General features: G+C 32.6%; 14 protein-coding genes and 1 tRNA gene. 8 read left to right on the top strand and 7 right to left on the bottom strand.

Translation table 11 applies throughout. The features are described from left to right. The first annotated feature begins 8 nt into the window (after window positions 1–8). The 8 genes from ftsZ (at window position 9) to P6733_RS14855 (ending at window position 8234) form a co-directional block, all read left to right on the top strand. A complete protein-coding gene (gene ftsZ / locus P6733_RS14890; RefSeq protein WP_306353727.1) occupies window positions 9–1952 on the top strand; it encodes a cell division protein FtsZ in 1944 nt (647 codons plus the stop codon). 92 nt (window positions 1953–2044) lie between these two features. Beyond that, the gene (locus P6733_RS14885; RefSeq protein WP_306353726.1) at window positions 2045–2494 is read left to right on the top strand and encodes a GatB/YqeY domain-containing protein; all 450 of its coding nucleotides are present in this window, start codon (window positions 2045–2047) and stop codon (window positions 2492–2494) included. Window positions 2495–2564: 70 nt separating this feature from the next. Next, window positions 2565–2638, top strand: a tRNA-Arg gene (locus P6733_RS14880). A gap of 585 nt (window positions 2639–3223) precedes the next feature. Next, window positions 3224–4249, top strand: a complete 1026-nt coding sequence (locus tag P6733_RS14875) for a helix-turn-helix domain-containing protein (RefSeq protein WP_306353725.1) — start codon at window positions 3224–3226, stop codon at window positions 4247–4249. 98 nt (window positions 4250–4347) lie between these two features. Beyond that, complete coding sequence (locus P6733_RS14870; RefSeq protein ID WP_306353724.1) at window positions 4348–5076, top strand: hypothetical protein; 729 nt, start codon at window positions 4348–4350, stop codon at window positions 5074–5076. A gap of 2 nt (window positions 5077–5078) precedes the next feature. After that, a complete protein-coding gene (locus P6733_RS14865) occupies window positions 5079–5780 on the top strand; it encodes a M23 family metallopeptidase (protein ID WP_306353723.1) in 702 nt (233 codons plus the stop codon). Between the two features lie 341 nt (window positions 5781–6121). Then, window positions 6122–6826 (top strand): type II CRISPR RNA-guided endonuclease Cas9, encoded by a 705-nt coding sequence (gene cas9 / locus P6733_RS14860; RefSeq protein ID WP_306353722.1) that lies wholly within the window; start codon window positions 6122–6124, stop codon window positions 6824–6826. Between the two features lie 484 nt (window positions 6827–7310). Continuing rightward, window positions 7311–8234 carry a hypothetical protein gene (locus P6733_RS14855; RefSeq protein WP_306353721.1) on the top strand — a complete coding sequence of 308 codons (924 nt, stop codon included), beginning with the start codon at window positions 7311–7313 and terminating at the stop codon, window positions 8232–8234. Window positions 8235–8521: 287 nt separating this feature from the next. On the opposite strand, the gene P6733_RS14850 is transcribed toward P6733_RS14855, so the two are convergent. From P6733_RS14850 to P6733_RS14820, 7 genes are all read right to left on the bottom strand, one after another. After that, window positions 8522–9361 carry a DNA adenine methylase gene (locus P6733_RS14850; protein WP_306353720.1) on the bottom strand — a complete coding sequence of 280 codons (840 nt, stop codon included), beginning with the start codon at window positions 9359–9361 and terminating at the stop codon, window positions 8522–8524. Between the two features lie 175 nt (window positions 9362–9536). Further along, window positions 9537–10934 (bottom strand): hypothetical protein, encoded by a 1398-nt coding sequence (locus tag P6733_RS14845; RefSeq protein ID WP_306353719.1) that lies wholly within the window; start codon window positions 10932–10934, stop codon window positions 9537–9539. An 11-nt stretch (window positions 10935–10945) separates the two neighbouring features. After that, window positions 10946–11740, bottom strand: coding sequence for a hypothetical protein (locus P6733_RS14840; RefSeq protein WP_306353718.1), 795 nt, complete (start codon window positions 11738–11740; stop codon window positions 10946–10948). A gap of 3 nt (window positions 11741–11743) precedes the next feature. Beyond that, window positions 11744–12208 (bottom strand): hypothetical protein, encoded by a 465-nt coding sequence (locus tag P6733_RS14835; RefSeq protein ID WP_306353717.1) that lies wholly within the window; start codon window positions 12206–12208, stop codon window positions 11744–11746. Further along, a complete protein-coding gene (locus P6733_RS14830) occupies window positions 12198–13037 on the bottom strand; it encodes a nucleotidyltransferase (protein ID WP_306353716.1) in 840 nt (279 codons plus the stop codon). The genes P6733_RS14835 and P6733_RS14830 overlap by 11 nt, the downstream gene beginning before the upstream one ends. A gap of 1 nt (window position 13038) precedes the next feature. Beyond that, window positions 13039–13326 carry a hypothetical protein gene (locus P6733_RS14825; RefSeq protein WP_306353715.1) on the bottom strand — a complete coding sequence of 96 codons (288 nt, stop codon included), beginning with the start codon at window positions 13324–13326 and terminating at the stop codon, window positions 13039–13041. An 11-nt stretch (window positions 13327–13337) separates the two neighbouring features. Continuing rightward, window positions 13338–13628: a hypothetical protein gene (locus P6733_RS14820; RefSeq protein WP_306353714.1), complete on the bottom strand. Its 291-nt coding sequence runs from the start codon at window positions 13626–13628 to the stop codon at window positions 13338–13340. Window positions 13629–13630: the final 2 nt, after the last annotated feature.

The following is a 13630-nucleotide window of genomic DNA, read 5'->3' as shown; positions in this document are numbered from 1 at the left end:
CCATAGTTATGATAAGCAACTCAGAATTTGGAAGTATCGCATTTGATTTACCAAAGAATCAATCCAATGTGATAAAAGTTATTGGTGTAGGTGGCGGCGGAAGCAATGCCATAAATCACATGTTTAAACAAGGTATTAAAGGAGTAGACTTTATTGTTTGTAATACAGACTCTCAAGCACTTCAAAGCAGTGCTGTGCCTAATAAAATCCAGTTGGGTGTAAGCCTGACGGAAGGATTAGGAGCAGGAGCAAACCCAGAAGTGGGTCAGCAATCAGCTTTGGAAAGTATTGAGGAAATAGAGAAAATGTTAGACACTAATACCAAGATGATTTTCATCACTGCTGGTATGGGTGGAGGAACAGGTACTGGTGCTGCGCCGGTAATTGCTCAATTAGCCAAAGAAAGAGAAATATTAACGGTTGGTATCGTAACAATTCCATTCCAGTTTGAAGGAAAGGTACGTTCGGAGCAAGCGTTATTAGGAGTAGAAAGACTAAGAAAACAAGTAGATTCTTTAATTGTTATCAACAATAACAAATTAAGAGAAGTATACGGAAATCTTGGTTTCAAAGCAGGATTCTCTAAAGCGGATGAAGTTTTAGCTACAGCTTCAAGAGGTATTGCAGAAGTAATTACGCATCACTATACACAAAATATAGATTTAAAAGATGCAAAAACTGTTTTGTCAAACAGTGGAACGGCTATCATGGGTTCAGCAGTTTCAACAGGCGAAAACAGAGCAAAAGAAGCTATTGTTAGCGCATTAGATTCTCCGTTATTGAATGATAATAAAATTTCAGGTGCTAAAAACGTATTGTTGCTTATCGTTTCTGGAACGAATGAAATTACGATTGATGAAATCGGAGAAATCAATGATCATATCCAGAATGAAGCAGGCCATAATGCTAATATCATTATGGGAGTTGGTGAAGATGAAACATTAGGTGAAGCTATTGCGGTAACTATTATTGCAACGGGATTTAACATCGAGCAACAAAACGAAATTGTAAATACTGAGCCAAAAAAAATCATCCACTCTTTAGAAGATGAGCAAAAAATTGTGCACGATTTATCAAAGAAAAACGTATTGCCAGCTTTTGATTTTGCAACACCAGTTGAAGAACCACAGCCAGAAGCAAAAATCGTTTTTGATTTAGAGGAAGCAGAAGAAGTAGCAATACCACAACCGCAACAACCTCGTTTTGATATTGACTTAGTACCTACGTCTGAATTCATTAAAAATTTAGATGTAACCTTCGAAATTGTATCTCCATCTCCTCCAGTAGCTGAGCAAGATTTTTTGATCACTACACCGGAAGTAAGAGAAATTGAAGTAGTACAACCTCTATACGCTGTGCAAGAAGAAGAACAAATTACGTTCTCTTTTGATTTACCAATCAGAAAACAAGAGCCAGTATATCAAGAAGAAAGAGCAGTTTTCGAATTAACACAGGAAACAAAACAAATAAAAGTTAATGAGCCTGTACAAGTAGTTCCAATGACGGAATTAAATGAAACAGGAATCATTAAATATTCTCTAGAAGAATATATGGAAATTGAAAATGAATTATCATTCTCAAAACCAGCTGCAAAAATTGTGGAAGAACCAGTAAATGAAGAGCTGAATTTAACGATGAAAAAAGTTGAATTACCACAACCATCACAAGACCACTTTGAAGAAATTTCACCATTAGAAATGACTATCGAAGACACCTTGAGAATGCGTGCAGATGAACGTAGAAGAAAGATGAAAGAATTCAATTATAAATTCCATAACAACGCTTCAAAAGTAGACGAGTTCGAAAAAGAACCTGCATACAAAAGAATGGGAATAGATATTACAAGCAGACAAAACGACGCGAGTAAATCACGTATGTCATTAGGAACTGATAGTAATGACGATTTGCAATTGCGTTCAAACAATTCATACCTACATGACAATGTAGACTAGGAAGTATTGAATCAATCCATTACAACCCGAAAATTTCATTGAGATTTTCGGGTTTATTTTTTTATCTTCGCAAATAAATAAAATCATTTAGTATGAGTTTACAAAGTCAAATCATGGATGCAATGAAAACAGCCATGAAAGCCAAAGACACTGTTAGTCTAGAATCATTAAGAGCCATTAAATCCGCTATACTACTTGCACAAACTGAAACAGGAGCAAGAGAAGAAATCTCAAAAGAAGACGAAATAAAACTATTACAACGTCTTGTAAAACAAAGAAAAGACAGTGCAGCTATCTACATTGAACAAGGAAGACCAGATCTTGCTGAGCCAGAAGTAGCACAAGCAGCTGTAATAGAACAATTCTTACCAGCACAATTATCAGAAGCAGAAGTAGAAACAATAGTTGCAAAAACAATTGCAGATACCAATGCAGAAGGAATGAAAGACATGGGTAAAGTAATGGGATTAGTTTCTGCGGTATTAGCAGGAAAAGCAGATGGAAAAACAATTTCAAACATTGTAAAGAAATTATTAACCTAAATAAAACTACCAGAAAATCAATGGAAAATAAAATCAACACGATTTTGTTTTTCTGAAATTCTGGATTTTTGACCTCGTAGTTCAACTGGATAGAATATCAGATTTCGGCTCTGAGGGTTGGGGGTTCGAACCCCTCCGGGGTCACAAAAAATCAAAAGCCTGTAAAATATAATTTTACAGGCTTTTTTGTTTGACAAATTATACTTTATAAGCCCCAAAATAGAGGCAGCACGCCCCATATCTTTATGCCATAAAGAATACAAAAGACTGATAGCCTAGTTATACATGTAGTCCGTTTCGAATAGAAATCCGTTTATATGCAGTCCTTTAGAAAATGAATTTTCTTATTATACCTATATCTCCAGTGTCATATTAAATATAATAGAGATTATAAGCACAGAGAAAAATCAAAAATATTTGTGGATTATTTAACGAGTGTTTTAACACAGTTTAACATCTTAAATATCAAATTGTTCTATGTTTACTCCAAATTAAAAATCGAACATATGGACCAAAACTATTTGGCAACTATAAACCTAGTTTTATCTTTTTGATGTAAAAGTTTAAAATGAAACGAGTGTGAACATAGTGCTTTTAAAATGATTAATATATTAAAATTTGATTTACGTAACACTTATAAATATTGCAATTTTTCAAGGAGTGATTTTAGGCTTAATTATCTTGAGATCCCCTTTTTTTAATAGTTCTTCAAATAAGTATTTGGCATATATGCTATTTACACTTTCTATACTTTTATTGAATCTTGTTCTTGAAATTGAACAAGCATACGATTCCATGCCATATTTGCGCTTTATTGATGATATGGAATGGGCATTTCTTTTGCCCGTTTTTATTTTTCTCTTTATTAAAAACAAAGTAACGGCCCCTGTCGAAAATAAAAATAAAAGATGGTGGTTATTTATTCCTTTTGGTTTCTCTGCCCTTATGGGTATTATATGCGATCTTGATACCGTTGCTGGGGTATATACTATTCCAAATTTCGGTTTAGAGTTAATTGATATACTGAGACAAATTGAACTTTTATTGGCCCTGATATTTATCCCTTTGGTATTGTTTTATGCTTATAGCTTTATAAAATATTCCAAAAATATAAATGAAAAAAAATGGATAGTCATATTATGGGCTATTATTTCTACTTTATTATTTAGTTGGGTAATCGCGGTTTTAGTTGGGCTATTTTATCCATATGACTTCACCTATATCATGAGGAGTATTGCATTATTTGGAACATTCTTAATTCATTGGGTAGCTTATATCGGAATCTATAAATATAAACTAGCGAAAAATAGAGATAAAATAGAGCAGTTTTTAAACCCTGAATTGGGAGCCACAAGCAATATTCTACTAATTAACAGTGCGGATAAAGAAGTAGAATGTAAAGAATTCATTACCGCAGATAATTTATATTTTCAAAAACTGGAGATTCTTTGTAAGGAGCATCATATTTATACAGACTGTACATTGAGCAGAGAAAAAGTAGCGAAAGAGTTAGGTATAAGTGCGGGTTATTTTTCCCAAATTGTAAATACAATAACGGGAGATAATTTTGCAAATTATATAAATAACTATCGTGTAGAAGCCGTTAAGAAAATGATTTTAGACTCGGAATATAAAAATTACAACCTCTTAGCAATGGGATTAGAATCTGGTTTTACTTCAAAGACCACATTTCATAACGCATTCAAAAAAGCTACTGGAATGACACCAAATACCTATCGTAATAATAATAAATAAGTACGGATTTCTTCAGTTGTTAAGATATTGAAACTTTATCTTTTTTTAATTCATCTAGTTTTGGCCAATGATAATTAACTCAATCATCTCAAATCTATATGAAATTAAATCGATTTCTGTTCATCACTGTAAGTACTTTATGTGTTGCAACTCTCCAATCACAAACCATTCAAAAAAAGAACCAATTAGAATTTTCCGTAGGAAGTAATTCGGGCTTTTTAAAAAATCTTGAATTTGCTCCGGTAGTAATGTATAAGTATGAGAGCCCAGTATATAAATTAGGCTACACTCACATTAGTAAAAATCAAAACATATTTCAAGTGAAGTTGGACTATCTTAAAACCGAATTAAAAACCGATGTATTATCCAACCTAAATAATGATTATTTTAAAGTAGGCGTGAGTGTCGCCTATCTCAAACAACTTTATAACAAAAATGGACTTGCCATACATTTAGGACTACAATCACAAAGCAATACATCGATCTATTCTAATGAGAATCCTTATTATAACGTAGGGGATTATTTTACCTTCCATCAGGAATTTGGAATCACAAGTAGATTTAGTTATCAATTAAATGAAAAACAATATTTATCATCAAAACTAAGCCTTCCTGTGGCATTATTTAGAGCGACCTCTGCAGAAGGCAAATTCCACTCTTTAGGCAAGTATCAAAGTGTCTTATGGGATTTCGAATATGGCTACAAACTTTCAGATCATATTGATATAAAGGCAACTTATAACTTTAATTATGCGAGACTCCAAGTGCCTAGCACTTATAGAGAATTACAACATCAACTAAATCTTGGTATTAACTATAAATTTTAATCATGAAACGTATCAAATCTATAGGTTACATTTTCACTTTCGCTTTTATTTTAGCAACAACTTCTTGCGCAGATACTCTAATAGGCGATCAAGGCAAATATGATGAAGACATCTATTTAAATTATCAGACAAAAACAGTATTGGAATTGCCCTTTGACGAGGACTGGTACATAGTTGCAGGAGGAAAATCATTAGAACAAAATCATCATTTTGCTCCCAATCGTCACCAAAGGTATGCAATGGATATTGTGAAAGTAGTAAACCGTTATGCCTATTCTGGAGATGGAACCAAAAATGAAGATCATTATTGTTTTGGAAAACGCCTAAATGCCCCAGGTGATGGAATAATAGTAGCCGTTGAGAATGCTATTGAGGACAATGTCCCTGGAGTTCTAAATACAAAACAAGGATTAGGGAATTACATTGTAATCGACCATTTGAATGGAGAATATTCCTTTATGTTGCATTTTAAAAAGAATTCGATAATAGTAGCATTAGGAGATCATGTAATTAGAGGTCAGAAGGTAGGTCAGGCTGGGAATAGTGGTAATTCTACTGGACCACATCTACACTACCATTTGCAAACAACTACTGCTCTTTCAACAGGTGTTGGTCTCCCAGTACAATTTTTAAACTACTATGCTAATAATGAGCTTAAAGAAAGAGGCGAACTTCTTACGGGTCAAATAGTACGAAAAAACTAGAGTCGAACTAGAAAATTTTCAAGCAAAAGATTCAAATTCTATATGAAGAAGTTCATACAATAAATAAAAAGCCTCTGAAGTGTTTACTTACAGAGGCTTTTTTTGGTTATTTTTTTTTTAATTGATTATATTTAATGATATAAATAAAAAAAGTCCTACCGAAGCAGGACTAAAGATTTTCATCTACGGCATATAGCCTTATTGTGATAAGATTAAAGATTAGAAGTTTTAATCAGTTACAAATATATAGAAAAAATATTTGATTTAGAAAAAGGAAAACCGTAATGTGACCAATTGTTTTTTATTTATCTTTCAAAGTTGTTTTAAAAAATTGAATTATTATGGCAAAAATATTAGGATTAGATTTAGGAACAAATAGTATTGGGTGGGCGATTGTAGATAAGGATGAGAATGAGTTTTCTCTTATTGATAAAGGAGTTAGAATATTCTCTGAAGGAGTGAAATCTGAAAAAGGAATTGAAAGTTCTCGAGCAAGTGAACGGACTAATTATAGAAGTGCAAGAAAAATAAAATACCGTCGTAAATTAAGAAAGTATGAAACTTTAAAAGTACTGGTAATAAATGGAATGTGTCCTTTAGCAATAGAAGAGGTAGAAGAATGGAAAAAATCTGGATTTAACAAATATCCACTTAATCCTGAATTCTTGAAATGGCTACGAACGAAAGAAGATGAAAATGTAAATCCTTATGTTTTTAGAGATAGAGCTAGTAAAGGAAAAGTAACATTATTTGAATTAGGAAGAGCATTGTATCATATTGCGCAAAGACGAGGATTTTTAAGTAATAGATTAGATCAATCAGCAGAGGGAATATTAGAGGAGCATTCCCCGATTATTCAGGCAACTATTGAAGATTTAAACTCTACTCAGGAAATGATGTCTGAGTTAAAAGATTATTTTTTTAATGTAGGAATTATTGATGAAAGTATAAGAGGTGGATTTAAAAAAGATTTAGATGAAGGAGAAGCTAAACTGAAAATATTGTATACTTCTATAATCGCAAAAATGAATTGTACAAAAATTTAAAATGAATTGTACATGTTTTTCGGGAATCGAAAAATTTTAAATACCATTTAAACAGTGGTTAATCTAACAACCAAATATATTTAAGCAAAACACCAATAAAATAACACTAAAAAAGTACATTTTATTGGTGTAAAACACAATCCTTTCATGTCATATAGCATAGCGTTATCCTTTCGGCGTGTTGATGTTTTATGAGATTGCTTCCTAAAGCAAATATATTAAATTTTGTTCTTAAAGAATCATAAAAAGGGGTTACTCATAGGCGTTTTAGTTCCCATTTTTGCAAATTTTTATACCTCTCCATTACAAATATATTTTTAGACTACCAAACGGAAACCCGCAAAAGAACTTTTATGATTGTAAACTATCTTTGTTTAAGCTTGATTTAATAGAGATAGTTTGCAAAAATTCAAAAAACACAAACAATTGTAAAATATTTTACTATTTTTAACTATCAAGTAATTAATAACTAAAACCTAATATTATGAAAGTTAAATTATTTACAGTAGTTACTACAATTTGCGCAGTTTTGATGTTTTCATCATGTGAAAATAACAATGATGATAATAGAACTGAAATATTATCAAAAAAGTTAAGCGCAGAGCTTAAAGAATTTAATCAAAATTATCAATATCAACCGGGTCAAATATATACTGAAAGAAGAAGTTGGTGGAATACAATTGGCCAAGTATGTGCCATCGCTTTAGGTGACGGATCAGGTGCGGCAGCAGGTGTTGCGGGTGTACAGCTTGTAGCAGGTGTTGTAGGAGCCGCTACCGCTGGAACAGGGTATGCTGTTGTAGCTACCATCGGTGGGATTGTAGGTGGTATCGGTGGGTCTTATGGTGCATATTGCGGGACAGGAGGAAATTGCCGTCAAGGAAATTTCAACACTGTTAATCCAACTGGTACATCTGTAGTTTATAATTTACCAAATGGATTTGAGTACATTAATAACTTCGGAGAACTTCATAATAATGGACTACAAAACATCCATTTTCTAGGTGATGCATCCATAACGGAACTTGAATGGATTTCTAATAACATAAACAATTTGGAAAGTACAGATTATAAAAAACTCTACAATTCATCTGAATTTAAAAATTTAATTACTGATATTAAAACAGTAAATTATAATTATAAAAACAATAATTATGATGTGAAATTACTTCTGAGTGATTATAAATCTAAAGGGCTTATGAATGAAACTGTATCATCAGTATTTTCAAATTATTCAGATGCAATATCAAAAGCAGAAGGGTTTAATGATGTTAGAGATATTACTGATTTTTATGTAACTAAGATTTCAGAATCATCTTTAAACACAAAGGATAAAGAAGCTATTCTTGCTGGTTTAGCAGTTTCCATCCAAAGCTTTTATTTTTGGTTAAATTTTGAAATTGAATAAAATTATGATACTAACAAAAAAAATAATATACAAATTGGCATTTGCTTATTTTATATTAGTTTATTTTCCTCCATACGAAGAAGAAAATGTATATAAAGCAATACCAACGATAATACTTTTAATACTAATCAACATAGATCTTTGGACTACTCTGTTCCGTTTTTATAAAAATATTTATAAAAAACCATCAACTCAACAAGAAGTCTAATTCAAATAAGGGTTAGTCTTTAAAGGACTTCTAAAAAAAGTTAACTTAATAAAAAAGCCTCCAAACGGAGGCTTTTTTATTAAACTAGATCATATTTATAAATCATTATATCAGTGTAACTAGCGGTACTAGTAATTGTTGTTTGGATATCTGTCCTCAAAGAATTGTTAAACGGATTACTCATTGGAGTTTTAGTCTCAATCCATTCACAAAGTTCAATAATATTTGATTTGTTAGACGTAAAATAAAAATACTTTGTACCATCCAATACATTTAAAACATCTAAATAATCTTTCAACTTCCAATAGGTTTTATAAGTTCCTACCTCTGTTGATAGATAAGGCGGATCAACTAGAAAGACAATGTTTTCATTATTTTTAAATTCTTCAAATAATACTTTATAGTCCTTTGTAACCGATTCAACGCCTTTTAAATATCCAACGGCATTATACTCTGACTTTCTGACGCAATTATAAAGCGATTGAGCGCATAATTCATCATAAGTGGACACGTAGTTCATACTAAATAAAATAGAACTGGATAACGTAATATAATCAACAAATCCTTTTTCTTGCTTGATTCTATTTAACACCAATTCTCTATGATCATTTTTGATCATCTTATCCTTTGGATAGTCCTTTAAAATTTCTCTTAGATCAGTTAATATTCTGTTTGTATTATCAATGTTCTTTAATCTTTCCGTGTAATTATCAAAATCATTATATATTACTCTTGCTTCCGCAAATTGTTGTTTTATGGTATGACTTAACAATCCACTGCCTCCAAATAAATCAATGTAAGTTGCATCCTTTGGGTAATCATTTAAAGCTGCTTTAAACGCCTTTAAAAATCGTCGTTTTTGCCCCATAAATGGTAATGGTGCAGTTGTGTAATTCTTTGTGTTTTCTTTCTTTATCATAATTTTAATTTTTTTATATTTGCAACCTCTCACATTTTAAAAATAAAAACACATCCAAGACCATCAGAAGACTTTTGTCCTCCGACGACCTTGGATGTGTCAATTTAATAAGATGTGAGAGTTTTTTTAAATGTCGGAGGGCTTTTTATTCCATACCTCCATTGGAATACTTATTTTACCCGCGCTGGATTAAGAACCATCTAGTTCCATTACAATAAAATTGCCAAGGCGCAGTGGTACCCGTAACAGAACTAAACAATTCACCTTCTTCCACAATGTGTGCAGAGCCATTAAATGTTGTAACTGTTACACCTGCAACACCATCACAAAGTATATACGCAGTTTTATGTTTATTGTTTATTGGGTTTCGCAAAGTGCAGGTTACATGTCCTGAATTTGTTAAAATAATATGTGAGTGTAAAGAATCTGTGGCTACATCTACTGCAGCCGTTGAATAAGTATTATCTCCTTGAACTTGGCCGAAATTCACGGCATGATCATCCGTTGTAGCGTTTTGAACAAGCAAAGGGTCTAATGCCCTAATTTGACCTCCATCAATTGAATTTCTAATATTCAAGTATGTTCCATCGTGCTCTAAATATCCAATTTGGACTCCGTCCAATGTTTGAAAACTATAAAATGGAGCATTACCTAATGAACTTATCCCATTATTTGAAGATAGCCCGTGTGTCTTCACATTACCAAAAAAATCAACCGAACCATCCGGTTTCCAATTTTGGTACAAAACAGTTCCTGCTTTATTATAAAGACCGATCGAATCAGAATTCAAAGGCATTGCGAATTGAACGCCCCCAGTACCTCTAATAAATTTCAGAGCTGTACCATCAGGTGCATCTTTTACAGTTATAGCCCCTGAATCAACAATTTGAGACCCATTATAAGTATTTCCCCCTGAAAGATTAGCTTTATTGTTTAATGCGTTTTGTAAACCTTCTACATTATTTATTGTGATTGTTACAACTGACAACACGTTTCCTTCTGTGTCTTTAAGTTGTAAAGTACTTGGGGTTGTTCCATTAAAACTTATCGTCTTTGGAAGATTGGCTACAAAGGCTGAAACTGGCACAGTTGATAAAACTTCACCGGCGTCATTTTTAAGTTCTAAGTTACCCGTTACCTCGTTGTAAAAAAAAGTTGTACCCTCATTATTAAGGAAAGCAACATTTAAAGTGGCCAAAGTAGTACCTGTGCCATCTTTCAAATAAACCTCACTTGTAGCTTGATTTGCTTCTAAAGTAATGCCCTCAATAATTTGCAGGCGGTCTACTACTTGTGTTAATCCTGTGATTTCGGACATTAAATGTGTATGACCTAGATTACTTTTTTGAGCAAGTCGTTCGTTTAAGTTATGTCCATTGGAATCGTTTATATGCCCTTGTAATTGGGTTCGTTCTGCTTTTGAACTTAAAACACTTGTAAGACCATTGATATTTGATTGAGGGATTTGTTCGTTTTTATGCCAAAATGATGTCCATGATTGCCAAAACTGGTCTTGTGTAGGTTTTTTGCCGGTTCTGAACCAGTCTAAAATTTGATTAATTGGTGTACTCATAATTATTTTTTTTAGCCTATAAATTCAATAAAAACTACTATTCTATATGGATTAAGGAAATTTATATCTTGTGTAATATTTGGAGAATCTATTGCTTTACTTAAGGATTCTAAAGTTTCTCCTACCTCTTTTAACCCTGTTGATACAATTAAGTTACCTGCAAAACCTTCAGAGGTACTCCCGGAAAAGGGGTAAGGTTTTACAGGTATTTTAAAGTTTAAGGTCTGTTTTTTATTACCTCCATTTTTACCTACAGCATCAAATTCAATTTGTTCTGTATCCAAACCCATTGGCATACGACCACGCCAGTCTACAACTTCTGCCCAACCAGTTGGAATTTGATTTAAAGGTTTTTGAAATAATACCATTCCATGCCCTGTAGTAAAAACAGCTAGTTTCTTTTCAATTAACGCTAAACGAGTATTTAGATCATTCGGAATTAAATTGGTGGGTAATGGACGTATAAAACTGGACCAGGGATAAAATACTTCGGCTGTTCCAAATGTGGCATAACGTTTAAAATGCACCTCTTTAATGCTTCCATCCTCAAACTCTTCTGTGGAGGATTCGGAAATAATGATCACATCTGGAGATAAAAAACCACCTTGAAATGAAAGTAATTCCCCATCAATGTACACAAACCCATTTGAGACAGAACTTCCAGTAATATAACAGCCGCTAATAATTGAGTAATTGCCTGCAATAGCCCCAAGGGAATTAAAGATTGAATAGGATTCTTGTATATTATCCAAAACCTCTGTTTCTAATGGAAAGCCCCCTGTTTGGTTGAAATTTTGTTGATTCATAACTTATATATTTTCGATTGAATATCTTTTAGGGTAAAGTCTGTAAAAATCAATAAGAGCCTTTAATGCATCATAATGGATATTGACTAATTCAGTAGGAACAAACACTTTAAAATCTAACCCGGTAGATTGGTAATCTTCTGCTTGACGGATGTATATTTTGCCTAAATATTTGGGTTTATTTTCTCCTTTTGTATAAATATATTGACGTCGGAAATTTTGGCCATTGCCTATATATATTCTTCTTTGTATTGGATCAAATTTATCATTCAATGCTTTTTGCATGGAGCAAACTTGACCTGTATGTTCTATTTTATAAATGTTTTCTTCTCTATAAATACGCCAGGAATAATAAAGTGTATCGATCGGTTTAATTAATGCCTGGCAATAACTCACTATTACATTATTTCTTAAAAATGTAGGTAACCTTTCAATGGTCAATTTTCCGATGCTTAGATTAAACCACATAACTAATAGTATCAAAATTTTGAACCTCAAAATAACCACTCACTGGGATAGTTTTAACATCAATGGGTTGGGGTTGTCCATATCCTCCTGTATCCGGATTTATCCATGAACTCGATGCTGCATCAATTGACGGAATCAATACACCCGGCACAGTTTTAAGTTTAGTCGCTAGACTATCCAATACTAGTTCCCCATCAAATGGTAATTCTTTCATAAATTCCCTTATGGCTATTTCAACAGGAAAATTACCATCAAGAATACTCATCCCATTACCATTTAAAACTAGTGGATCACGAAAAATCCTAATGGATAATATTAGTCGATCCGGTAAATAGTTTATTACCCTGAAAGGAACTCCTGCAAACCCGACACGTTCCATATATGCATGAAATGATTCCTGTTGATCTTCTGTAATTGGCGATAAAACTCCGGAAGTTTCCCCGGCAATTTTAATAATTAATAAACTACTTCCAATCACTGGAGTAACCGCACAATATTTAATAATCTTTGAAGCTTCAATTTCCTCTTCAGTAGCTGTTCCGTTATCAAAATAATCATGATCATAAACCAATGAAAAACCCCATTGAAATTTTTCAGCCATACCTTTCCACCAAGGGGCACGGCCTACCTTTTGCGTAAGGATTTTGCCATCTATTTCCTTTTTATGAGTATCAAAAAGTACTTCAAGAGTCCATATTACATAGGCTACTGAGTAAACAAAATTTTTAAATATTGAAGCATTACTTACAGAGTTTAACCCCTGTAAATAACTGTTTTGAGCAATATCGTTTAGTATTTCTTCTTGTATTACAGTTTTACTTCTAGCCATTTTAACTTACTATAAAATTATCTTCTATTATCATACTTCCAATTCCCGTTGGTATTGTGAAATCATTTTTAAAACCTGTAGCGGGTTGAATATTACGGGCTTTTAAATACTGTAAAGCTTTACTTGATATCTCTATATTATCCGGTATCAAAATGGATTCTCCGACAATTAAATCATTACTCATAGAGCGATTATTTGCCATTGCTATTTCAAATGCATTATAAGAGTTGCCAGTGTATTGAATTGATAAATCAGTCCAGTTTTGAAGCATTAATACAGTTACAGTCATTATTTATCATTTTATGGGTAATAAGCATCTACTTGTATTTCTAAATTCTTTTTGATTTCAATTTTATTAATGATCATACCATCAGCAATAAATTCTAATCTTAATTCTCGGGCAAGTTCATCCGGTGACGAAGTTTCTAAATATCTCTTTGCACCAACCCCACGCATCGGGTTTTCTTTCCATTCGCCTTTATCGCCTATAATCAATAATTTTTGATTTTGATACGTGCTTTCGGATATAACAAAATCGCCATTGACAATTTCCAAATCCATGAATTCATTAAGGGTTAAGTCTGTCGGCATAA

The sequence above is a fragment of the Flavobacterium aerium genome, assembly GCF_030766725.1.
Classification (GTDB): Bacteria; Bacteroidota; Bacteroidia; order Flavobacteriales; family Flavobacteriaceae; genus Flavobacterium; species Flavobacterium aerium.
This window is presented reverse-complemented; position numbering and strand designations above follow the sequence as displayed.